We start from the raw sequence: 22,128 nt of genomic DNA, 5'->3' as shown, positions 1-22,128 counted from the left end.
TAGCCCACCGTTGAACGCGACAGAAAACCGACGCGCACTGGGAGCCTTGCATGACCATCTCGGAGTCCACCGAACAGCAGACCATCGTCCTGACCGACACCGCCGCGGCGAAGGTCAAGAACCTGCTGGAGCAGGAGGGCCGCACCGACTTGGCGCTGCGTGTCGCCGTGCAGCCGGGCGGCTGCTCCGGCCTGCGCTACCAGCTGTTCTTCGACGAGCGCAACCTCGACGGTGACCAGGTCAACGACTTCGGCGGGGTCAGCGTCGTCGTCGACAAGATGAGCGTCCCCTACCTCGGCGGCGCGGTCATCGACTTCGTCGACACGATCGAGAAGCAGGGCTTCACCATCGACAACCCCAACGCCAGCGGAAGCTGCGCCTGCGGCGACAGCTTCCACTGATCGACGGGCCGGCACGACCGCCTGGCTGCGTTCTCGTCGCCGTGCGTGCCCTCAGGGCACGCGGTGGCTCCTGCGGCCTTGCCAGGCGAGCGACCGGTCCCGTCGTGTCTCCACTAGTCTCTCCGGGTGCCTGACTCCCGCATAGCCGTCACCGGGTCGATCGCGACCGACCACCTGATGACGTTTCCCGGGCGGTTCGCCGAGCAGCTGCTGCCTGACCAGCTGGCCCACCTGTCGGTGTCGTTCCTCGTCGAGGAGCTCGACGTACGCCGCGGGGGAGTGGCGGCCAACATCTGCTTCGGCATGGGCGAGCTGGGCCAGCGGCCGATCCTCGTCGGCGCGGTGGGCGCCGACTTCGACGACTACCGCTCCTGGCTCGAGCGCCATGGCGTCGACACGACCGGCGTCCTCGTCTCCGAACTGCGCCACACCGCACGCTTCGTGTGCACGACCGACAGCGACCACAACCAGATTGCGTCGTTCTACGCCGGGGCCATGGCCGAGGCACGCGAGATCGAGCTGGAGCCGATCGCCCGGCGGGCCGGCGGCCTCGATCTGGTCGTGGTCGCCCCCAACGACCCGCAGGCCATGCTGCGCCACACCGGCGAGTGCCGCGACCGCGGCATCCCGTTCGCGGCCGACCCCTCCCAGCAGCTGTCGTCGTTGGACGGCACGCAGATCCGTACCCTGATCGAAGGTGCGGCGTACCTGTTCACCAACGAGTACGAAGCGGCGATGACCGAGTCCAAGAGCGGCTGGACCGCCGCCGAGATCCTCGACCGCGTCGACCTGCGGGTGACCACGCACGGCGCCAAGGGCGTCGTCATCGAGCGCCGTGGGGAGCCGAGGCTCGAGGTCCCGGTGACCCCGGCACGCCGGCAGCTCGACCCGACCGGCGTCGGCGATGCCTTCCGGGCCGGGTTCCTGGCCGCCCGCGCCCGCGGCCTCGACGAGCAGCGCTCCGCCCAGGTCGGCGCCGTGCTCGCGACCCACTGCCTGGAGACCGTCGGCACACAGGAGTACGCCGTGGAGCACGCGGAGTTCCTCGCCCGGCTGGGTGCGACCTACGGCGACGACGCCGCGGCCGACGTGGAGAAGGCGCTCAGCTGAGCCGCCGCACCAGGTACGCCGTACCGCCGTCGACCGCCCTCTCGCCGAGGTAGTCCTGGCCGCGCATCCGGCACCACGCGGGCACGTCGACGCGCGCGGCCGCGTCGTCGGAGAGCACCGCGACCACGTCCCCGACCGCTGCCTCGGGCAACCGGCGGGCGAGCTCGATGACCGGCACCGGGCAGCGACGGCCCCGCGCGTCGACCGTCAGCGCCGGCTCGGCGGCTGGCGCCGTCACAACCCCTCCACGCCCGCCACCTGGCGCAGCCGGCCCACGATTTCCGGCAGCACGCCGAGGAACCGGTCGACGTCGTCCTCGGTCACGCCGGCGTGCAGCGAAACGCGGACGTTGCCGTGCGACAGCACGCCCATCGCCTCCAGGACGTGCGACGGGCGGATGGTGTCGGCGGTGCACGACGACCCGGACGACACGGCGAAGCCGGCCCGGTCCAGGTCGAGCAGCAGCGCCTCCCCGTCGACGTAGAGGCAGGAGAACGTGACCAGGTGCGGCAACCGGTTGACCGGGTCGCCGACCACCTCGACGTCGGGCACTGTTCGGGGCACCTCGGCGCGGATCCTGGTCACGAGCGCATCGAGCCGCCCGGCCTCCTCGCCGATCTCGCCGAGGCGTGCCTGCAGGGATGCGGCGGCGGCCAGGATCGCCGGCAGGTTGCGCTCGTCCGGCGGATCGGCCGGCCGGAACCGGGTGCCCTTGCGCACGACGAGTACGCCGACACCCGGCGGGCCGCCCCACTTGTGCGCGCTGGCGACCAGAGCCGACACCTCCAGCGCGGCGACGTCGACCGGCACGCGACCGACCGACTGCGCCGCGTCGCAGAGCAGGGGCACTCCGGCGGCCGCGCAGGCGGCCGCGACCTCGGCGACCGGTTGCACGGTGCCGACCTCGTGGTTGGCGGTCTGCAGCGCGGCCACGGCGGTGCCGGGCGCGAGCGACGCGGCGAATGCGTCAGGGTCGACCCGGCCGGTGCGGTCGACCGGCACGACCGCCGTCCGGCTGCCGTCGGGGTCGTGCCGCCGGCCGCTCGCCAGCACGCTTGAGTGCTCCACGGCTGCGACGACCAGCCGGTCGCCTTGGCGCCGGCGGGCGGTGAGGAGACCGTCGAGCCCGGACCGCACGGCCGCCGTCCCGGACGCGGCGAAGAAGGTCTCGTCCGGGCGGGCGCCGATCACGGCGGCGACGGCCTCGCGGGCGCCGTCGAGGAGCATCCGGGCCCGCCGCCCCTCGGCATAGAGCCGGCCGGGATCGGCCCATCCGTCGTCGAGTGCGGCGAGCAGCGCCTGGCGCGCGACGGGGTGCAGGGGCAGCCCCGCGGCGGCGTCCAGAAAGACCACCGACCCATGATGGCCCGGTGCGGGCGGTAGCCGCTGGTGCAGTAGTGTTTCCGCGGATCGACACCCCGTCCTCAGGACGGCTTCCAGGAAGGCGAGGCGTGCGTTCTCAGCGTCCCAGCGCGGGTTCTCACCGGTTCGGCCGGACGACCCGGCGCCTGATGGTCGGTCTGCTGCTCGCGGTCGCTGCGACCGGGTGCAACGCCGACCAGTGGTATCGCGGGGGATGGCCCGCGCCGGTCACGATCCAGGGCAAGCACGCGCTCGGCCTCTGGCAGGGCAGCCTCGTCGCGGGCCTGGCGGTCGGTGGCTTCGTGCTCTTCCTGATCGTCTTCGCCGCCCTTGCCTACCGGGCCAAGGGGGACCGGCTGCCGCGGCAGGTGAAATACAACATCCCGCTCGAGATCGCCTACACGGTCGTGCCGGTCGTGGTCGTGGCCTACCTGTTCTACTTCACGGCGGTCACCGAGAACTTCGAGAACAAGCTCACCAAGAACCCCGACGTCACCATCGGGGTCGTCGGCTTCCAGTGGAACTGGCAGTTCAACTACGTCAACGAGAAGCTGCAGGTCACCGGCCGCCCCGGTGAGATCCCGCAGCTCGTCATCCCGACCAACCGCACGATCCGCTTCGTCGAGACATCACCCGACGTCATCCACTCGTTCTGGGTGATTCCGTTCCTGTTCAAGCGCGACGTCGTGCCCGGCCGGCACAACGAGTTCGAGGTGACGGTCACGAAGACCGGAGTCTTCGACGGCAAGTGCGCGGAGTACTGCGGCGCCGACCACGACCGGATGTTGTTCTCGGTCCGGGCGGTGACGCCCGCCCAGTACGACGCGTTCGTCAAGGCGGCGCAGCAGCAGCAGACAGGGAGCACCCAGTGACCCTCCTCCACCCCACCCAGACCGTGCGGCCGCGGCGGGTGCAGGTCGAGCCGGGCAGCCGCGTGGTCAAGTGGATGACGAGCACCGACCACAAGGTCATCGGCTACATGTACCTGTCCACGTCGTTCGGCTTCTTCCTGCTGGCCGGCGTGATGGCGCTGATGATGCGCACGGAGCTGGCCCAGCCGGGTCTGCAGTTCACGTCCAACGAGCAGTACAACCAGCTGTTCACCAACCACGGCGCGATCATGCTGCTGCTGTTCGCGACGCCGACGTTCATCGGGTTCGCCAACGTCATCATGCCGCTGCAGATCGGCGCGCCCGACGTGGCGTTCCCGCGGCTCAACATCCTCAGCTACTACCTGTTCCTGTTCGGTGGCCTGGTCGTCGTCTCCGGCTTCCTGACCTCCGACGGTGGCGCCGACTTCGGCTGGTTCGCCTACGCACCGCTCAACAGCGAGGTGTTCTCACCCAACGTCGGCAACGACTTGTGGATCATGGGCCTGATCATCTCGGGTTTGTCGACGATCCTGGGCGCGGTCAACTTCCTGACCACTGTGTTCACCATGCGCGCGCCCGGCATGACGATGTTCCGGATGCCGATCTTCTGCTGGGGCATCCTCGTCACGTCGATCCTCGTGCTGGTCGCCTTCCCGCCGCTGACCGCGGCGCTGTTCGCCCTGGAGGCCGACCGCAAGTTCGGGGCCCACATATTCGACGCGGCCAACGGCGGAGCCATCCTCTGGCAACACATCTTCTGGTTCTTCGGCCATCCCGAGGTCTATATCGTCGCGCTGCCGTTCTTCGCGATCGTCAGCGAGATCCTCCCGGTGTTCAGCCGCAAGCCGCTGTTCGGCTACAAGGGCATGATCTTCGCGCTCATCGCCATCGCCGGCCTGTCGGTCGTCGTCTGGGCGCACCACATGTTCGCGACCGGCGCGGTGCTGCTGCCGTTCTTCTCCCTGATGTCCTTCCTCATCGCCGTACCCACCGGCATCAAGTTCTTCAACTGGGTCGGCACGATGTGGCGAGGACAGATATCCCTACAGACGCCGATGCTGTTCGCCATCGGCTTCCTGATCACGTTCCTGCTCGGCGGCGTCACCGGCGTCATGCTCGCCAGCCCGCCGATCGACTTCCACGTGACCGACAGCTACTTCGTGGTGGCGCACTTCCATTACGTGCTCTTCGGCACCATCGTGTTCTCGGTGTTCGGCGGCTTCTACTTCTGGTGGCCGAAGTTCACGGGGACCATGCTCAACGAGACGCTCGGCAAGATCCACTTCTGGACGACGTTCATCGGGTTCCACACCACGTTCCTCGTCCAGCACTGGCTCGGCGTCGAGGGCATGCCGCGGCGCTACGCCGACTACCTGCCGAGCGACGGGTTCACCACGCTGTCCACGGTGTCGACCATCGGTGCCTACATCCTCGGGATCTCGATGTTCCCGTTCATCTGGAACGTCGTGCGCTCCTGGCTGGGCAAGAACGAACGCGCGCTGTCCGACGACCCGTGGGGCTACGGCAACTCGCTCGAGTGGGCGACCAGCTGCCCGCCGCCGCGGCACAACTTCATCTCGCTGCCACGGATCCGCTCCGAGCGGCCGGCCTTCGACCTGCACTACCCGCAAGTGACCGGTGTGCTCGAAGCCGGCGGCGCTCGCGAGATCCGCGAGTAGGCGGCGGAGGCAGAGCGACATGAAGATCGAGAGCTACATCTTTGCGTTCGTCGCGATCCTGCTCGGCGGATCGGGCGGGGTCTACTGGTTCACCTCGCACGACCCGGCGGGTACGGCGCTGCTGGTGTTCGGCACCGCGCTCGGCGTGCTGGTCGGCTCCTTCATCCTGCTGTCCGGGCGCCGCGTCGGGCCCCGCCCGGAGGACAACCCGGAGAGTGAGATCGCCGAGGGTGCGGGCGAGGTCGGCTTCTTCAGCCCGCACAGCTGGTGGCCGCTGCCCACCGCCGCCTCGGCCGCGGTCATCTGCGTCGGCATCGTCTACGGCTGGTGGCTGTTCCTGGTCGGCGCTGTCGGCCTGCTGATCGGCGTGACCGGGATCGTCTACGAGTACTACGTCAACCCAGAGGGGCCCTACGAGTAGCGCCGCTCCGTTCTCGGCGTGCCATCGGCGGCCCTGCGGGGCTTCTCCCGTTTCCAGGTACGCCGGAGCGCCGATCTACCGTCGGATCTGGCTCCACGGTTGGCCCTTGTCGGCCTCCGGCTCGCGGGGCAGGCCGAGTAGCCGCTCGGCGATCTGGCTGCGCAACACCTCCGACGTACCGCCCTCGATGGTGTTCGCGCGGGCCCGCAGGTACGCCTGCGCCCGCGACTCGGCGAGCTGGTCGCCGGGCATCCAGGCGACCCCGGCCATCCCGGCCGCGTCGACCGCGGCCTCGCTGCGCCGCTGGTTGAGCTCGGCGTTGAAGACCTTGCCGATGCTGCCCTCGGGCCCCGGCGGGCGACCGGCGGCGCGGGCGGCCGCGGCGCGGAACGCCGTGACCTCCTTGACCTGGTTGTCGATGTAGAGCTGGGCCAGCCGGTCCCGCACGAGCGGTGACTCGCGGTGCGGCACCGTCTCGAGGAACGACCCCCACGGGTCCTTGCGGGTGCCGCCCATGAACGCCACCCGGTCGAGGGCGATCCCGGACAGCGCGACCCGCTCGTTCATCAGCGTCGTGCGCGCACAGCGCCAACCCTCACCGACCGCGCCGACGCGGTTGGCGTCCGGAATCACGACGTCGGTGAAGAACACCTCGTTGAACTCCGCCGACCCGGTCAGCTGGGTCAGCGGGCGCACCTCGACGCCGGGTGACTGCATGTCGACGATGAAGTAGGTGAGCCCGTCGTGCTTGGGTGCCTCGGGGTCGGTGCGGGCCAGCAGCATGCCGAACCTCGAGACGTGCGCGAGGGTGGTCCAGACCTTCTGGCCGTTGACAACCCAGTTGTCGCCGTCACGCACCGCCCGGGTCGCCAGCGACGCGAGGTCGGATCCGGAGCCCGGTTCGGAGAACAGCTGGCACCAGATCTCCTCGGCGGTGAGGATCTTCGGCAGGTAGCGCTCCTTCTGCGCCTCGCTGCCGTGCTCGATGAGGGTCGGCCCGGCGAGGCCGACGCCGAGGATGTTGATGCTCACCGAGGGCAGCCGGTAGCGCGTCAGCTCCTCGCGGACGATCTGCTGCATCCACGGCTCGCCCGACAGGCCGCCGAACTCCTTCGGCCACAGCGGGGCGCCGTAGCCGGAGCCGCCGATCGTCTTCTGCCAGCTGCCGAGGTCCCACTGCGTGCGCACCTGGGCCAACGCTGCGTCGTCATCCCCGTCGACGGCCTCCAGCCAGCCGGCCGGGAGCACCTCGCGCAGCCAGCCGCGGAACTGCTCGCGGAACGCCGCTCGCTCGGGGGTGTCCTCGATGTGCCAACGCATCGCGCGTCCTCCTCGGATGCCGCTGTGTGTTGTGGTCGGGTGCAGTGTGTCTCGGGTCGCCGGACGCGCCGTCAGATGCCGACGTGCTCGGCGACCAGCGCGCGGTGGTAGCTCGGGTGGCCCAGCAGCAGCTGGCTGGTCTTGGCGCGCTTGAAGTAGAGGTGCGCCGGGTGCTCCCAGGTGAAGCCGATGCCGCCGTGGATCTGGATGTTGTCGGCCGCGACGTGCATGTAGGCGTCGGAGCAGTAGGACTTGGCCAGGGCGGCCGCAAGAGCCAGGTCCTCGCCGTCCTCGGCGGCCTCACGCGCTGCGTAGTAGGCGGCCGAGCGGGCCTGCTCGACCTCCATCAGCAGGTTGGCCAGCTTGTGCTTGACCGCCTGGAACGACCCGATCGGGCGGCCGAACTGCACCCGCTCCTTGGCATAGTCGCCGGCCATCTCCAGGCAGCGACCCGCGCCGCCGACCTGCTCCGACGCCAGCGCCGCGGCGGCGAGGTCCAGCGTGCGGCGCAGTCCCGCCCAGCCCCGGCCGTCGGCGCCCACGAGTGTCGCGGGTGTGCCGTCGAAGGAGAGCCTGGCCATCTTGCGGGTGGCGTCCATCGTCACCATCGGCGTGCGGGTCAGCCCCGCGGCGTCACCGGGCACCGCGAGCAGCGTGACGCCGGCGTCGGTGCGTGCGGCGACGAGGATCAGGTCGGCGACGTGCCCGTCGATCACGTACAGCTTCTCGCCGTCGATGCGGTAGCCGGCGCCGGACTTCACCGCGCGCAGCTGCACGCCGGCCTCGGTCCAGTCGGAGCCTTCCTCGGTCAGCGCGACGGCCGCGATCGTCTGACCGGCCGCGATCGCCGGCAGGTGCTCCTTCTGCGCCGCGTCGTCACCGCTGGCCAGCAGCGCGGTCGCGGCGAGCGCCACGGTCGAGAAGAACGGTGCGCACAGCAGCGCGCGGCCCATCTCCTCGAGCACGACGGCAAGCTCCAGGAACGAGTAGCCGTGGCCGCCGAGCTCCTCCGGGATCGCGAGCCCCTGCAGCCCGAGCTGCTCGGCCATCTGCCGCCAGACTGCCGGGTCGTAGCCCTCGTCGGTCGCCATGAGCCGGCGCACCTCCGACTCCGGCGACTTATCGTCGAGGAACGCGCGCACCGTGCGGCGCAGCTCCTCCCGCTCCTCGCTCACCGCGTCGACCACTGCGACCTCGCCCTCCGACTAGTTCCGAGCCGCGTTCGGTTTCGCGCATCCTCCCCCGCCGGCCCGGCCGGCGTCACTGGGGGTCGGGCGCGAGGTGCAGCAGCATGCGGGTGTTGCCGAGGGTGTTGGGCTTCACCTGGTCGAGGTCGAGGAACTCCGCGACGCCCTCGTCGTAGGAGCGCAGCAGCTCGGCGTAGACGTCGGCCGCTACCGGCGTGCCGTCGATCGGCACGAAGCCGTGCCGGGCGAAGAAGTCGACCTCGAAGGTCAGGCAGAAGACGCGGCGCACCCCGAGGTCGCGGGCCACCTCGACCAGCCGGTCGAGCACCGCGTGGCCGACGCCACGGCCGCGCCACGCCTCGTCGACCGCCAAGGTGCGCACCTCCGCGAGGTCCTCCCACATCACGTGCAGCGCCCCGCAGCCGGCGATCGTGCCGGCCGCATCGGCGACCCAGAACTCCTGCACGTCCTCGTAGAGCGTGACCGTGGGCTTGTCGAGCAGGATCCGCTGGCGGGCATAGGTGTCGACGAGCCGGCGAACGGCCGGCACGTCGGCCGTGCGGGCACGGCGTACGTCGAATCCGACGGGCACGTTCCAGGAACCTAAGCCACCGGGTGCCGGGTGCCGCCGTCCGGCTGCGCCGGCACGGCCGCCGCCGGGTCGCGCGGGAGCACGACGGTCACCGTCGTACCGACGCCGGGATCGGTGTCGATGGTCAGCGCGCCGTGCTGGGCGCGGATCAGCCGGCTGGCGACCGCCAGTCCGAGGCCGACCCCCCGCGCCTTGGTCGTGGCGAAGGGCTGGAACAGCGACGCGCCGGCTTCCGCCGACATGCCCGGGCCGTCGTCGGTGACCGTGACACGGACCGTGTGCTCGTCCGCGCGGGCCGTGAGGAGGACGTGCCCACCCTCGGGGCGGTCGATGGTGGCGTCGTAGGCGTTGGAAAGCAGGTTGCGTACCGCGTGGCCCACGTGCCCTGGGTCTGCGACGAGCGTGAGCGGCTCGTCGCCGAGGTCGGTGAGCAGCGTGACGGTCGGTGGTGGTGGGCCGGAGGCGATCGCCTCGGAAAGCACCGTGTCAAGGTCGGTCTCCCGCGGCAGCGGCGTGCGCGGCCGGGTGAACTCCAGCAGGTCAGCCACGACCCGCGACGCGGTGCCGATCTCGCGCAGCGCGGTGTCGAGGTGGTGGCGCAGGTACTGGTTGTCGTTGACCTGCTCGCCGACCAGGTAGATCACGTTGTTGACGACGGCGAGGGGGTTGCGAAGCTCGTGCGCGACGGTCGCGGCCGTCTCGCCGACTGCCGCCATCCGCTCCTGCTGCACCAGCCGGACGTGTGCGTCCTCGAGCGCCTCCAGCGAGCGCGTCAGCGCCTCGGCGCGTTGCGCCGACTCGGAGCGGGCGGTGTCGTGCTCGGCCATCGACTTCTGCAACTCGCGCGACAGGAACGCCGCGAGCATCCACGCCGTCAGCAGCACCACGAGCCGGAAGAAGAGGGTGGCGGCCGGCATACCGTCGCCGGCCACGTGGATGGTGATGGTGTACGACGCGCCGGTGAGGGCGAGCAGCACGAGCTGGGCGCGCCAGGGGTAGGAGGATGCGAAGAAGACGGTCGTCAGGAGGTAGATCGCCCACAGGGGGGAGTGGCTGGCGCCGGAGACGGCGACCAGCGCGGAGATCAGGGCGATGTCGAGCAGCGACCAGATGCAGAACAGCAGGACGCCCCAGCGACCCTCGAGCAGCCGGCGCCAGGGCAGCACGGCGACGCCGACCGCTCCGAGCGCTCCGGTGCTCGCCAGTGGCACGAAGGCAGCCGTGGGCAGGGGAGCGTGGCCGGGTAGCTGCCGGTAGACGACCAGCGTGGTCAGGACGCCGAAGGTGACGAGCACGCCGACGCGCACGCTGCGCGCGCGCATCTCCGTCATGTCGCACCCCCGTGTCGCCGTGCCGTTACTCACAGTGCTCGTTCGAGCCGCGCCGCGCAACCGATTCGGCCCCTCCTGGTGGCGTGCGTCGCCGGGCACGGGAGGATGCTCGCCATGCAGCCCGGCGCGAACGACGTACACACCGACCTGCTCATCATCGGCGCGGGACCGACCGGTCTCTACGCGGCCTACTACGGGGGCTTCCGCGGCATGTCCGTCGCCGTGATGGACTCGCTGCCCGAGCCCGGCGGCCAGGTCACCGCGATGTACCCCGAGAAGATGATCTTCGACGTGGCCGGGTTCCCGTCGGTCAAGGGCCAGACGCTCACCGACGCCCTCGTCGAGCAGGCCGGCCAGTTCGACCCGACGTACCTGCTCGGGCAGCGCGCCGAGGAGCTCGAGCACACCGACGACGAGGTCGTGGTGCGCACCGAGCGCGGGCTGGTCGTGCACGCCAAGGCCGTGCTTGTCACCGCGGGCATCGGCATGTTCACGCCGCGGCCGCTGCCCGGCGCCGAGATCTGGGAGGGCCGGGGGCTGCGCTACTTCGTGCCGAAGCTCTCCGAGCTCGAGGGCAAGGACGTGCTGATCGTCGGCGGCGGTGACTCGGCATTCGACTGGGCGATGAGCCTCGAGCCGCTCTGCACGAGCGTCACGCTCATCCACCGCCGCCCGAAGTTCCGCGCGCACGAGGGCAGCGTGACCAAGGTGCTCGGCTCGTCGTGCACCGTCATGACGCCCTACGAGGTCGCCGAGATCCGCGGCGAGGGCTACGTGCAGGCGGTCGAGGTGTTCGACAACTCCACCGACGAGCGCACCGTCCTCGAGGTGCAGGAGGTCGTCGCGGCGCTCGGGTTCGTTGCCGATCTCGGGCCGATCGCCAAGTGGGGCATCGAGCTGCGGCGCCGGCACATCCTCGTCGACTCGGCGATGCGCACGAACCTGCGGCGGGTCTTCGCCGCCGGCGACATCACGGAGTACGACGGCAAGGTGCGCCTCATCGCCACCGGCTTCGGTGAGGCGGCCACCGCGGTCAACAACGCAGCCGTCGTGATCGACCCCGACGCGCACGTCTTCCCCGGTCACTCCTCCGACGTGAAGTGAGGGCGCCGTGAGCCTGCGCGATGTCCGCTTCCCGCTCGCCGCGCTGCCTCCCGAAGCGACGTCCTTGCGCGGGGAGGTGCGGGCGTTCCTGCAGGACGAGGTCGCGGCCGGGAGGTGGGTTCCCGGCGTCGACACGTGGCTGTCCGGCTGGGATGCGGCGTTCAGCCGGCGGCTGGGGGAGCGTGGCTGGTTGGGGATGACGATCCCCACCGAGTACGGCGGGCAGGGCCGGTCGGCGCTGGAGCGCTACGTCGTCGTCGAGGAGCTGCTCGCCGCCGGGGCGCCGGTCGCCGCGCACTGGATCGCCGACCGGCAGACCGGCCCGTCGCTGCTCAAGCACGGCAGCGAGGAGCAGCGGCAGTTCTTCCTGCCGCGGATCGCCCGGGGGGAGTGCTACTTCGCGATCGGCATGAGTGAGCCCGACAGCGGTTCCGACCTGGCGTCGGTGCGCACGCGGGCGGACCGGGTCGAGGGCGGCTGGCGGCTGACCGGCACGAAGGTGTGGACGTCCGGGGCGCACGAGGCGCAGTGGTTCTTCGTTCTCGCTCGCAGTGAACCGCTCGGCGAGGACCGGCACGCCGGGCTCAGCCAGTTCGTCGTCGACCTGCACGCCGCCGGGGTGACGGTGCGGCCGATCCAGCTGCTGACCGGCGCGGCGCACTTCAACGAGGTGGTGCTCGACGGCGTCTTCGTGCCGGACGAGCGGGTGCTGGGCGCGGTGGGTGCCGGGTGGCGCCAGGTCACCGCGGAGCTGGCCTTCGAGCGCAGCGGGCCCGAACGTTTTCTCTCGACGTACCTGCTGCTGGCCAGCTTGGTCGGTCACCTGGCCCGGCAGGCCGATGCGGGCGCGGTCGCGGCGGCGCAGGTCGGCGCGCTGGTCGCCCGGCTGATGACGCTGCGGGAGATGTCGCTGTCGGTCGCCGCCGCGCTGGCCGCGGGGCAGGCGCCGGCGACCCAGGCGGCGCTGGTCAAGGACGTCGGCACCCGATTCGAGCAGGAGATCATCGAGGCGGCGCACCTGGTCGCCGCGGTCGAGCCCGACCCCGACGCCGCGCCCGACTCGCTGGCGCGCCGGCTCGCGCACGCGACGCTGCACTCGCCCGGGTTCACCCTGCGCGGCGGCACCAACGAGATCCTGCGCGGCATCGTGGCCCGCGCCCTGTCGGCGGGGGAGCGCTGAGCATGGGACACGGCGCGATGGCCGACGACCTGCTCGTCGCGACCGCCGAGGAGCTGTTCGCCGACACCTGCCCGCCGGAGGCCGTCGATCAGGCGGCGGCCGGCGACGGCTGGGCGCCGCAGGTCTGGCAGGCGCTCGAGCAGGCGGGCATGACTCTCCTTCCGGTGCCGGAGGCGCGCGGCGGTGCCGGCGCGGGACTCGTGGAGGCGGCCGCGCTGCTGCGGGCCGCGGGGCGCCACGCCGCGCCCGTCCCGCTCGCCGAGACGGCGTTGCTGGCCGGCTGGCTTCTCGCCGGTGCCGGCCTCGACGTGCCGTCGGGCCCGCTGGCCGCCGCGGTCGGTGAGGGGCTCACCCTGCGCCGGGTCGGCGACGGCTGGCGGGTGTCGGGCCGGCTGTCCCGCGTGCCCTGGGCGCGGGTGGCCGAGCGGCTCGTGGTGCTGGTCGACGTCCCGGAGCCGCTGGTGCTCCTGCTCGACCGCTCGGCCTACGACGTGCAGCCCGGCCGCAACGTCGCCTCCGAGCCCCGCGACGAGGTGACGTTCGACGGGGCAGTCGCCGCCGCGGCCGCCGCCCCCGGCCCGGACGCGACCGCCGACGCCTTCCTGCTGCGCGGCGCGCTGGGTCGGGCCGTGCTGATGTCCGGCGCTGCTGAGCGCGCGCTCGACCTGTCGGTGGGCTACGCCGAGCAACGCGTGCAGTTCGGCCGGCCCATCGCGCGGTTCCAGGCGGTGCAGCAGCACCTCGCCGAGATGGCCGGGGTGGTCGCCGCGTCGAGCATCGCGGCCGACGCTGCCGTCCGCGACCTGCAGGCCGGCGCACCACTGGCGCGGGTACGGGTCGCCGCCGCCAAGGAGCAGGCGGGTCGCACGGCCGGCGTGGTCGCCCGGCTCGCCCATCAGGTGCACGGCGCCATCGGCTTCACCCGCGAGCACGTGCTCCGCCAGGCCACCACCCGGCTGTGGGCGTGGCGCGACGAGTACGGCAACGAGCAGCACTGGGCGCGGGTCGTCGGCGAGCAGGCGCTGCGCGCCGGTGCCGACGGCCTCTGGCCCCAACTGACTTCGGACGAGGAGCGACATGGCTGACCTGGAGTACACCGTCGACGGCAAGGTCGCGACGATCCTGCTCAACCGTCCGCACCGCAAGAACGCCTTCACGCTGCCGATGATCGACGACTGGGCGGACGCGCTGCGCGAGGTGACCGCCGACGACGGCGTACGCGCACTCGTCCTCACCGGGGCGGGCGACGCGTTCTGCTCCGGCATCGATCTCGGCGACCTGTCGGGCGTCGAGCCCACCCCCCTCGACCGCAAGCGGATGCTGACCCACCGCATCCACCGGATCGCGCTCGCGCTCGAGGACCTCGACAAGCCCGTTGTCGCCGCGGTCAAGGGCCCGGCGGTCGGGGCGGGCATGGACATGGCGCTGATGTGCGACATGCGCTTCGCCGGCGAGTCGGCGCGGTTCTCCGAGGGCTACATCCGGGTGGGCCTGGTGCCCGGCGACGGAGGGTGCTTCTGGCTGCCCCGGCTCGTCGGCGTCGCCAAGGCCCTCGAGCTCCTGCTCACCGGCGACTTCGTCGACGGCCGGGAGGCCGAGCGCATCGGTATCGCCAACCACTGCTACCCCGATGACGAGCTGCTGCCGAAGACCTACGAGTTCGCCGAGCGGCTGGCCGCGCTGCCGCCGGTGTCGGTAGGCGTCATCAAGCGCGCGACCTACCAGTCCCTTCGGCTCGACCTGCGCACCCACCTCGACTTGATCTCGTCGCACATGGCCGTGGTGCAGTCGACCAGCGACTCGCGCGAGGCGTTCGCGGCCTTTCGTGAGAAGCGACCGGGTCACTTCGAGGGTCGCTGACTTCCTCCCGCTGCACCTGCCCGGCGGTAACGGGGCGATCGGGGTCTCGCCAACCCCCGCTACCGGCGGGCACGTGGCGCTCGGCCTAGAGTCGCGCCCATGGAGATCAAGGACAAGGTCGTTGTGGTCACCGGTGGCGGCAGCGGCATCGGCCGCGCGCTGTGCCAGCGCTTCGCCCGGGAGGGCGCCAAGGCCGTGGTCGTGGTCGATCGCAACCTCGACGGCGCCCGCGAGACGGCCGAGGGCCTGACCGGCGCGCAGGCGGTCGCCGAGAAGGTCGACGTCTCCGACGAGGGTCAGGTCCGTGACCTCGTCGAGAAGGTCGAGCGCGACATCGGCCCGATCGACCTGTTCTGCGCCAACGCCGGCGTCGGGCTCGGTCGCGGCATCGGTGACGACGACGCCGACTGGATGGGCTCCTGGAACATCAACGTGATGGCGCACGTCTACGCGGCGCGCGCCCTCGTACCGCGGATGGTCGAGCGCGGCCACGGCTACATCCTCACCACCGCCTCGGCGGCCGGGCTGCTCACGAACCTCGACTCGGCGACCTACACGGTGACCAAGCACGCCGCGGTCGCGTTCGCCGAGTGGCTGTCGATGAACTACGGCGACGCCGGCGTCAAGGTGTCGTGCCTGTGCCCGCAGGGCGTGCGCACCCCGATGCTCATGGCCGCCGGCACCCACAACGCCACGCTCGCGGCCGGCGGCGTGGTCGAGCCGGAGGATGCCGCAGAGGCCGTCGTCCAGGCGATCCGCGACGAGCGCTTCCTTGTGCTGCCGCACCCCGAGGTCGTGGAGTACGAACGCCGCCGCACCGCCGACCGCGACCGCTGGCTCGCCGGCATGCGCCGGGTCAAGGCCCGTATGGCCGAGCAGGGCTGACCGCAGTGGCCTATCTCGACCGCCACGGTGTCGGCATCTGGTACGACGTGCAGGGCAGCGGTCCCACCGTGCTGCTGTCCCACGCCTACAGCACCGACCACCGGCTCTGGGACCCCACGGTCCCGGCCCTGGCCGACCGGTTCCAGGTGGTCACCTGGGACCTGCGCGGGCACGGCGACTCCGACTCGCCCGAGGACCCGGCGGAGTACACCGTCGAGCGGGTGATGGGCGACATGGTCGCGCTGCTCGACCACGTCGGCGCCGACACTGCGGTCGTCGCTGGACTCTCGCTCGGCGGGTTCCTCTCCCTCGAGTTCCTGCTCGCCCACCCGGAGCGGGTCCGCGCCCTGATGCTGATGAGCACCGGCCCCGGTTTCCGCAAGGACAGCGCGCGAGACGGCTGGAACGCCACCGCCGAGCGCTTCGCCCAGCGCTACGACGAGAAGGGCCTCGACGCGCTGCCGAAGGCGACCGAGACCGCGGTGGCCCGCCACCGCAGCGCCGCCGGGCTCGCCCGGGCCTCGCGCGGCTACTTCAGCCAGCGCGACGCTCGCGTCATCGACTCGCTGCCGTCCATCGCGGTGCCGACGCTGGTCGTCGTGGGGGACAACGACGCCGGCTACCAGGCGGCCAGCGACTACATGGCCAGCAAGATCCCGGGCGCGCGCAAGGTCGTGATCCCCGACGCGGGGCACGCGGCCAACCTCGAGAACCCCGAGCCCTTCAACCGAGCCGTGCTGGACTTCCTCGACACGCTGCCCTAGCCCCGTCCCCCGCCGATTGGGGTGGATTTGCCGTGCCCCGTCCGACAACCGTTCCACTCAGTAGGCCGGGAGGCGGGAATCGGTTGCGGTGGCTTGCGAGGATGGCCGGGTGTCGATCCATGGGGAGCACCCCTTCCTGCCGGCCGAGGACGACCGCGAGCCGGTCCGCCGGTTGCGCGGCCGGCTTGCCGGCGGCGTCACGGTCTGGACGGCGCTTGCCGGCGGGCGCCCGGCCGGGCTGACCGTGTCGTCGTGTTTCGTCGTGGAGCCCGCGCAGATCGTCGGCGTCGTCACGGAGGACAGCGACCTGCTCGAGCGGCTCGAGGAGTCGGGCCGGTTCACGGTGCAGGTGCTCGACTGGGCGCAGCGCGACGTCGCCGACGAGGTCGCGGGCCTGCGCCCGGCACCGGGCGGCGTGTTCCGCACTCGCCGGTGGCGCGACACCGAGTGGGGTCCGGTGCTCGAGGGAGTGACCACCTGGGCCGGCTGCACCGTGATCGACACGCGCGGCCTCGGCTGGCGCCGGTTGGTGACGGCCGAGATCGCGTACGCCGAAGCCGGTGACCTCCCCGATCCGCTGGTCTGGCACCGCGGCGACTACCGCCACCTCGGCTGAGCCGGTCGCCTCAGGTCAGGCGCAGGCCGGGCATCGTCAGCGGGCCTGCGGCCGGCAGGCCGAGCACGGTGGCCAGGTCGGTGAAGGAGCCCCAGGGCAGGTGCATCGCCGCCGCGGCCGCGGGATCCTCGCTGGAGCGCGGGCGCCGCAGCCGTGCCGGCAGGCCGACGGAGGGGTAGCGGCGCAGCTCGGTCCCGGCGGGCAGGTCGGCGCGCTCACACGCGATCTCCGCGGCTCGGTGCAGGCCGCCGAGCTCGTCGACGAGCCCGCGCTCCCGCGCGTCGGCGCCGGTCCAGACCCGGCCGCGGGCCACCTCGTGCACCTGCTCCCGGCTCATCCCGCGCCCCGCCGCGACCTTCGCGGTGAAGTCGTCGTAGACGCGGTCGAGCCAGTCCTGCAGCCGCTGCCACTCCTCGGCCGAGAACTCCTGCTGCGCCGAGAACATCAGGGCGTGGCGGCCCTCGGTGACCGTGCCGTGCCCGATGCCCAGCCGCTCGCGCAGGCCGGTGAGCACCGCCTTGCCGCCCACCACGCCGATCGACCCGGTCAGCGTCCCGGGCTGGGCCACGATCGCGTCGGCGCCGCAGGCGACGAAGTAGCCGCCCGACCCCGCGACGTCACCCATCGACACGACCACCGGCTTGCCGGCCTCGCGGGCGCAGGCGACTTCCCGCCAGATCGTGTCGGACGCGACGTAGGACCCGCCCGGGCTGTTGACGCGAAAGACGATCGCCTTGACCGGCCCGGCGGCCGTGGCCGCCCGCAGCGCCGCCGCGACCGTTTCCGATCCCATCGCCGCTCCCGTCGGGAACGATCGTCCGCTGCGCCCTTGGCGGATCGCGCCGCTGCCGTGCACGAGGGCGACGACCGGGCGGTCGCGGTGCACGGCGCCGGCCACCCGCTCGGGCAGTCGGTGGCGTCGCTCGTATCGACCGACGTAGAGCAACCGCACGGTGCCGTCGTGGCCGAGCCGGCGGCGCAGGTCGGCGTAGACCTCGTCGCGGTAGCCGAGCCGGTCGACGAGCCCGGCGTCGAGCGCCTCCTGCGCCATCAGCGGGGCGCGGTCGACCAGGGACCGGACGTCGGCGGCGGCCAGGCCGCGGCCGGTGGCGATCGCGGCGACGACCTGCTCGAAGGCCGACGCCGCCAACCGGGCCGTCGCCTCCCGGTGGGCCGCGCGAAACTCCCGGGACAGCAGCAGGTCGGCGGCGTTCTTGTACTCGTAGCGCCGGTCGAGCTGCGGTTCCACGCCCGCCCGGTCCAGCGCCTCGCGCAGGAACCATGCACCGGCCGCGACACCGAGGAGCCCCACGTCGCCGGAGGGCTGCAGCCAGATCTCGTCGAACGCCGTCGCGAGCACGTAGCCCGACGTGCCCGGCCCGAACTCGCCGAACGTCTCCGCCCACGCGACCGCCGGCTTGCCGTGTCGCCGGAACTCCCGCACCGCGTCCGCCAGCTCCTGCACCCGCGCGAGGCTCGGCCGCCCGCCGACCCTCGCCACCACCCCCGCGACCCGCGGGTCGTCGGCCGCGTCGTGCAGGTTGTCGAGCACGGCCCGAAGCGGCGTACGCCGGCGCGCCTGCAGCGCCGACAACGGATCCGACGGGACGTCGTCGAGCAGGTCGGCGGTGAGGTCGAGCTCGAGGAGCAGGGGGGCGGGGTGGCGCACGTCGTGGACACGGCTGCGGGCCGCTGCCAGGGGCGTCGCCATGACCGTCACCCTGTCACGGCCCGGAATGCCCGGACAGGCCTGTAGGTTGGAGCCCATGGTGCTACCGCCTCCCTGAGGGGCAGTGCACCTGCCGGCTCGTTCCATGGCCCCCGGTCCCAACAATTGGCGCCACGAGCGCACCTGTGCCGAGAGGCGACCTGGCGGGTCGGCGAAAAGAGGTCCCAGACAGTGTCGGGGGCCTCTTTTCAGTGAGCGGTCAGCGCGTCGGCTCACTCGGCCGGAAGGTGGCGGCGCCGGCTGCGCGCCACGCGTGGGTGCACCTGCGGCTCGTCGACGTCGACATCCGACAGCGCGCCGCGCAACAGCTGCAGGGCGCTGCGCGACAGCGCCTCGGCGTCCTCGGTCGACAGAGAGAGCTCGTCGGCGACGCCGGCCGAGCCCTCTGCCAGCCCGTAGGCGACGACGGCCGCCGAGCGCTCGGCCGGGGGCAGCGCGGCCAGTGCCGCCTCGAGCCGCTCGAGCAGCTCGGCCTCCGGCGTGCCCTCGGCGGCGGCGGCATGGCGCAGCGTTTCCGGGGGCACCGGGCGGCAGCGCGGCTTGTCGCTCACCCGGCCAAGGCTAGGGCACCTGGGTCTTTCGGGTGATGGTTGACCGTTTCGGGCTCCCCGGCGCGCTGCTGTCCGTACGGTCCCCTCATGGCCCCCCGCGTCACTCGTGTCACAACCGTGCTCGCTTGTCTGCTTGCCGTGGTCATCGGGTTCGGCGCGGCGTCACCCGCCGGCGCGACCACCGATCCGCTCGCCGGCTTGCGCAGCGCGGTCCTGAACGACCTGCGGGCCAGCACTGCGGGGCAGATCGCCGTGCAGGCGCAGATCGACGGCCATGGCTCCTTTGGCCTCTGGCCGACGACCGCGCAGGCCCCGGCCAGCAACCAGAAGGTCTTCACCGCGGTCACCGCGCTCTCGCAGCTCGGTCCGGCGTTCCGCTTCGTCACGGCCGTGTGGACCGACGCCCCGCACGTCAACGCGACCGGCATCGTCGGCGGGGTGCTGCCCGGCAACCTCGTGCTCCGTGCCGCCGGCGACCCCAGCCTGCGGCGGGGTGACCTCGACAACCTCGCCACCGTGCTGTCTCGGCTGGGCCTGCGGACCGTCAAGGGCGCGCTCTACGTCGACGACGGGCGCTTCGCCCACGACAGCGTCGCGCCGGGCTGGAAGCCGCGCTTCGTACCCGACGAGCTCGGGCCGGTCGCGGCGTTCAGCGTCGACCGCAACGGGTGGCGCGGGGACGCGGCGTACGTCGCCGATCCCACGCCCTGCAACGCGCAGCTCTGGCGCGACGCGCTCGCCCGTCACGGCATCGGGGTCGTCGGCCCGACCCGGATCGGCCGGCCGGCGGGGGCGCCGACCGCCCAGCTCGCGACCGACGGGTCGGCACCGCTGTCGTCGCTGGTCGGGCACATGCTGCAGGCCTCGGACAACTTCTACGCCGAGATGCTCCTGCGCGAGGTCGGCGCGCACCTGACCGGGCACGGCAGCCGCGCCACCGGCATCCAGGCGCTGGGCGCGCAGGCCCGGGCGATGAACGTGCCACTCGGCGCGGTGTACGACGGATCCGGCCTGTCCTACTGGAACCGCGAGGCCCCCACGGAGCTGGTCGCCTGGCTGCGTGCCGCCGACGCGAGCGCCATCGGGCCGGCGCTGCGCGGCGGGCTGCCGCGGTCCTGCTTCGACGGCACGCTCGCCGCGCGGCTGTGCGGACCCTGGCTGACCGGGCGGGTGCGGGCCAAGACCGGCACGCTGACCGCCGTCCGGACGCTGTCCGGCTTCACCGCGACTCCCGACGGCCGCCGGGTGGTCTTCTCCGTGCTCCTCGCCGGCGTCCGCGACATGACCGCCGCGCAGCGTCAGCTGGACAGCGCGGTGGCCAGGCTCGCGCGCTTCACCGGCTGACGCTGCCGTTCGCCGGCTCCGCCGCCGGCCAGGAAAGGTCGAGCACGAGCCGGCGTCTGCCGCCGCGCTTCGCCGTGCCCACCCCCGGGGCCGCGGCGGAGGGACCGGGGGCCCGAGCTTCGGTGAGGGCGTCTGCTGCGGTGAGCCCGGCGTAGTCGAGCAGCGCGCGTTCGAACCGGCGGGTGCCCTCGCCGCGCTGCGCACTGATCACACCGCGGCCGGCAAGCTCGTCGAGCCACACGGTGGAGGCCCGCTGGTAGTGGGCGAAGACGAGGAAGTCGGGGTCGTCGGGGGCGCTGAGGACGGCCTGCCCGACCGCCGGCAACGCGGCGATCTCCTGCACGAGGAGCTGCACGACCCGGGTGACCGTGTCGGGCTCGCGCATCGCCGCGGAGACCCGGCCCTGGGTCACGGCGAAGCCGGTCTGCAGCCGGGCGAGGCGTAGCCATGACGACCACGCCTTCGCATCCTGTGCAGCCACGGCTAGTGGCACGTACGCCCCCTCGACCGACAGCCGTCAGACGACTGTCCCGTACCTGCACACCACAACACGAGGCCCGAACGGACGAACAGCGAATCCCCGCATCTGAGTCGGAATGGCCATGCCGCGATAGCCCGATGGGGCCAGGCCACGCGGCGTTCAGCCGCTGCGCTCGGCCGCCGCGCGGAGCATTGCCTTGGCGATGACTACCTGCTGGATCTGGCTGGTGCCCTCGTAGATCTTGAACACGCGGACGTCGCGGTAGAACCGCTCCACCGGCACCCCGCGCATGTAGCCCATGCCGCCGTGCACCTGCACCCCGCGGTCGGCCACCCGGTTGACCATCTCGCTGCAGAAGTACTTGCAGCAGGCGGGCCCCATGCGGCGGTCCTCACCGCTGTCGTAGCGCGCGGCCGCGTCGACGCACATGGCGCGTCCGGCGTACATCTCGGTCTGCGAGTCGGCGAGCAGACCCTGGATCAGCTGGAACTCCGAGATCTGCTTGCCGGACTGCTGGCGGGTCAGCGCATAGGACGTCATCTCGTCGATGATCCGGCCGGCCATCCCGGTGCAGATCGCCGCGATGTGCAGCCGGCCGCGCGCGAGTGCCTTCATCGCGGTCGTGTAGCCCTGTCCCTCGACGCCGCCGACGAGGGTGTCGGCGGGCACCCGTACGTCGTCGAAGAAGACCTCGGAGGTCCAGGCACCGGACTGCCCCATCTTCTTGTCGCGCGGGCCGAGGGTGATGCCGGGCGTGTCGCGCGGGACGACGAAGCAGGAGATGCCGCGCGGTCCCCTGTCGTCGGGGTTGGTTCGGGCGAACACCATCAGCAGGTCGGCCAGCGGGGCGTTGGTGATGAAGCGCTTCGCGCCGTTGATGACGTAGTGCTCGCCGTCGCGCCGGGCCGACGTGGTCAGCGTGCTCGGGTCGGAGCCGGCGTCGGGCTCGGTCAGCGCGAACGACGTGACGTAGTCGCCGGTCGCCAGCCGGGGCAGGTAGTGCTGCTTCTGCTCCTCGGTGCCGTCGAGCAGGATGACCTGACCGCCGATGCCGTTGTTGGTGCCGAACATCGACCGGAACGCCGGGGTGGTGTAGCCCAGCTCGAAGGCCAGCCGCACCTCGTCGCTCATCGTCAGCCCGAGGCCGCCGTACTCCTCCGGGATCGAGAACCCGAACAGGCCCATCTCCTTGGCCTGCGCCCAGATCTCGTCGGGGACCGCGTCCGCCGCCTCGATCTCGTCCTCGCGCGGGACGACCTCCTCGCGGACGAACTGCCGCACGGTCTTCAGCACTGCCTCGAAGTCTTCGGCGTCCATGGCGACAGTCTCGCGCACGGCC

Annotated in this window: 23 protein-coding genes; 13 read left to right on the top strand and 10 right to left on the bottom strand. The window is 72.0% G+C overall.

The genetic code is table 11. From position 1 onward, the window contains the following. Positions 1-50: 50 nt before the first annotated feature. On the top strand, positions 51-401 hold the full coding sequence (gene erpA / locus VFJ21_01355) for an iron-sulfur cluster insertion protein ErpA (protein HET7405769.1): 351 nt from the start codon (positions 51-53) through the stop codon (positions 399-401). Between the two features lie 177 nt (positions 402-578). Then, a complete protein-coding gene (locus VFJ21_01350; GenBank protein HET7405768.1) occupies positions 579-1,511 on the top strand; it encodes a carbohydrate kinase family protein in 933 nt (310 codons plus the stop codon). Here the strand turns inward: VFJ21_01350 and VFJ21_01345 are convergent. Together VFJ21_01345 and VFJ21_01340 are read right to left on the bottom strand one after the other, a co-directional pair. Continuing rightward, complete coding sequence (locus VFJ21_01345) at positions 1,504-1,749, bottom strand: sulfurtransferase TusA family protein (protein HET7405767.1); 246 nt, start codon at positions 1,747-1,749, stop codon at positions 1,504-1,506. The genes VFJ21_01350 and VFJ21_01345 overlap by 8 nt on opposite strands. Continuing rightward, positions 1,746-2,864, bottom strand: coding sequence for an aminotransferase class V-fold PLP-dependent enzyme (locus VFJ21_01340; protein HET7405766.1), 1,119 nt, complete (start codon positions 2,862-2,864; stop codon positions 1,746-1,748). The genes VFJ21_01345 and VFJ21_01340 overlap by 4 nt, the downstream gene beginning before the upstream one ends. 158 nt (positions 2,865-3,022) lie before the next feature. Here VFJ21_01340 and coxB point away from each other — a divergent pair, with 158 nt between their 5' ends. From coxB to VFJ21_01325, 3 genes are read left to right on the top strand one after another with little or no spacing between them, the layout of a single operon-like run. After that, positions 3,023-3,745: a cytochrome c oxidase subunit II gene (gene coxB / locus VFJ21_01335; GenBank protein ID HET7405765.1), complete on the top strand. Its 723-nt coding sequence runs from the start codon at positions 3,023-3,025 to the stop codon at positions 3,743-3,745. After that, entirely contained in the window at positions 3,742-5,424 is a 1,683-nt protein-coding gene (ctaD, locus tag VFJ21_01330; protein ID HET7405764.1) for a cytochrome c oxidase subunit I, read from the top strand. Before coxB ends, ctaD begins: the two co-directional genes overlap by 4 nt. 19 nt (positions 5,425-5,443) lie before the next feature. Next, on the top strand, positions 5,444-5,845 hold the full coding sequence (locus VFJ21_01325; protein HET7405763.1) for a cytochrome c oxidase subunit 4: 402 nt from the start codon (positions 5,444-5,446) through the stop codon (positions 5,843-5,845). 75 nt (positions 5,846-5,920) lie between these two features. Here VFJ21_01325 and VFJ21_01320 read toward each other — a convergent pair whose 3' ends face one another. The 4 genes from VFJ21_01320 to VFJ21_01305 form a co-directional block, all read right to left on the bottom strand. Further along, positions 5,921-7,165 carry an acyl-CoA dehydrogenase family protein gene (locus VFJ21_01320; GenBank protein ID HET7405762.1) on the bottom strand — a complete coding sequence of 415 codons (1,245 nt, stop codon included), beginning with the start codon at positions 7,163-7,165 and terminating at the stop codon, positions 5,921-5,923. A 71-nt stretch (positions 7,166-7,236) separates the two neighbouring features. After that, positions 7,237-8,352, bottom strand: coding sequence for an acyl-CoA dehydrogenase family protein (locus VFJ21_01315; protein HET7405761.1), 1,116 nt, complete (start codon positions 8,350-8,352; stop codon positions 7,237-7,239). Between the two features lie 73 nt (positions 8,353-8,425). Continuing rightward, entirely contained in the window at positions 8,426-8,944 is a 519-nt protein-coding gene (locus VFJ21_01310) for an amino-acid N-acetyltransferase (protein HET7405760.1), read from the bottom strand. A gap of 11 nt (positions 8,945-8,955) precedes the next feature. Continuing rightward, entirely contained in the window at positions 8,956-10,275 is a 1,320-nt protein-coding gene (locus VFJ21_01305) for an ATP-binding protein (protein HET7405759.1), read from the bottom strand. A 114-nt stretch (positions 10,276-10,389) separates the two neighbouring features. On the opposite strand from VFJ21_01305, the gene VFJ21_01300 reads away from it, so the two are divergent. The 7 genes from VFJ21_01300 (at position 10,390) to VFJ21_01270 (ending at position 16,684) form a co-directional block, all read left to right on the top strand. Further along, positions 10,390-11,379 (top strand): NAD(P)/FAD-dependent oxidoreductase, encoded by a 990-nt coding sequence (locus tag VFJ21_01300; GenBank protein ID HET7405758.1) that lies wholly within the window; start codon positions 10,390-10,392, stop codon positions 11,377-11,379. A gap of 13 nt (positions 11,380-11,392) precedes the next feature. After that, complete coding sequence (locus VFJ21_01295; protein ID HET7405757.1) at positions 11,393-12,559, top strand: acyl-CoA dehydrogenase family protein; 1,167 nt, start codon at positions 11,393-11,395, stop codon at positions 12,557-12,559. Between the two features lie 2 nt (positions 12,560-12,561). Continuing rightward, positions 12,562-13,644: an acyl-CoA dehydrogenase family protein gene (locus tag VFJ21_01290; GenBank protein ID HET7405756.1), complete on the top strand. Its 1,083-nt coding sequence runs from the start codon at positions 12,562-12,564 to the stop codon at positions 13,642-13,644. Beyond that, positions 13,637-14,419, top strand: coding sequence for an enoyl-CoA hydratase-related protein (locus VFJ21_01285; GenBank protein HET7405755.1), 783 nt, complete (start codon positions 13,637-13,639; stop codon positions 14,417-14,419). The genes VFJ21_01290 and VFJ21_01285 overlap by 8 nt, the downstream gene beginning before the upstream one ends. 99 nt (positions 14,420-14,518) lie before the next feature. Continuing rightward, complete coding sequence (locus VFJ21_01280) at positions 14,519-15,304, top strand: SDR family NAD(P)-dependent oxidoreductase (protein HET7405754.1); 786 nt, start codon at positions 14,519-14,521, stop codon at positions 15,302-15,304. 5 nt (positions 15,305-15,309) lie between these two features. Continuing rightward, on the top strand, positions 15,310-16,068 hold the full coding sequence (locus tag VFJ21_01275; GenBank protein HET7405753.1) for an alpha/beta fold hydrolase: 759 nt from the start codon (positions 15,310-15,312) through the stop codon (positions 16,066-16,068). A 109-nt stretch (positions 16,069-16,177) separates the two neighbouring features. Beyond that, on the top strand, positions 16,178-16,684 hold the full coding sequence (locus VFJ21_01270) for a flavin reductase family protein (protein ID HET7405752.1): 507 nt from the start codon (positions 16,178-16,180) through the stop codon (positions 16,682-16,684). A 10-nt stretch (positions 16,685-16,694) separates the two neighbouring features. Here the strand turns inward: VFJ21_01270 and sppA are convergent, their stop codons facing one another. Both sppA and VFJ21_01260 read right to left on the bottom strand, forming a co-directional pair. After that, positions 16,695-18,395: a signal peptide peptidase SppA gene (gene sppA, locus VFJ21_01265; GenBank protein ID HET7405751.1), complete on the bottom strand. Its 1,701-nt coding sequence runs from the start codon at positions 18,393-18,395 to the stop codon at positions 16,695-16,697. Positions 18,396-18,625: 230 nt separating this feature from the next. Beyond that, on the bottom strand, positions 18,626-18,964 hold the full coding sequence (locus VFJ21_01260; protein HET7405750.1) for a hypothetical protein: 339 nt from the start codon (positions 18,962-18,964) through the stop codon (positions 18,626-18,628). A gap of 87 nt (positions 18,965-19,051) precedes the next feature. Between VFJ21_01260 and dacB the strand changes: the two genes are divergently transcribed. Then, positions 19,052-20,308: a D-alanyl-D-alanine carboxypeptidase/D-alanyl-D-alanine-endopeptidase gene (gene dacB, locus VFJ21_01255; GenBank protein ID HET7405749.1), complete on the top strand. Its 1,257-nt coding sequence runs from the start codon at positions 19,052-19,054 to the stop codon at positions 20,306-20,308. Here the strand turns inward: dacB and VFJ21_01250 are convergent. Both VFJ21_01250 and VFJ21_01245 read right to left on the bottom strand, forming a co-directional pair. Continuing rightward, on the bottom strand, positions 20,298-20,789 hold the full coding sequence (locus VFJ21_01250; protein ID HET7405748.1) for a hypothetical protein: 492 nt from the start codon (positions 20,787-20,789) through the stop codon (positions 20,298-20,300). The two genes, dacB and VFJ21_01250, sit on opposite strands and share 11 nt — an antisense overlap. Before the next feature lie 159 nt (positions 20,790-20,948). Beyond that, on the bottom strand, positions 20,949-22,106 hold the full coding sequence (locus tag VFJ21_01245; protein HET7405747.1) for an acyl-CoA dehydrogenase family protein: 1,158 nt from the start codon (positions 22,104-22,106) through the stop codon (positions 20,949-20,951). Positions 22,107-22,128: the final 22 nt, after the last annotated feature.

It is taken from the genome of Mycobacteriales bacterium (genome assembly GCA_035690485.1).
Taxonomy (GTDB): Bacteria; Actinomycetota; Actinomycetes; order JAFAQI01; family DASSKL01; genus DASSKL01.
Note: the sequence above shows the minus strand (reverse complement) of the source record. Positions and strands in the feature narration are given on the sequence as shown.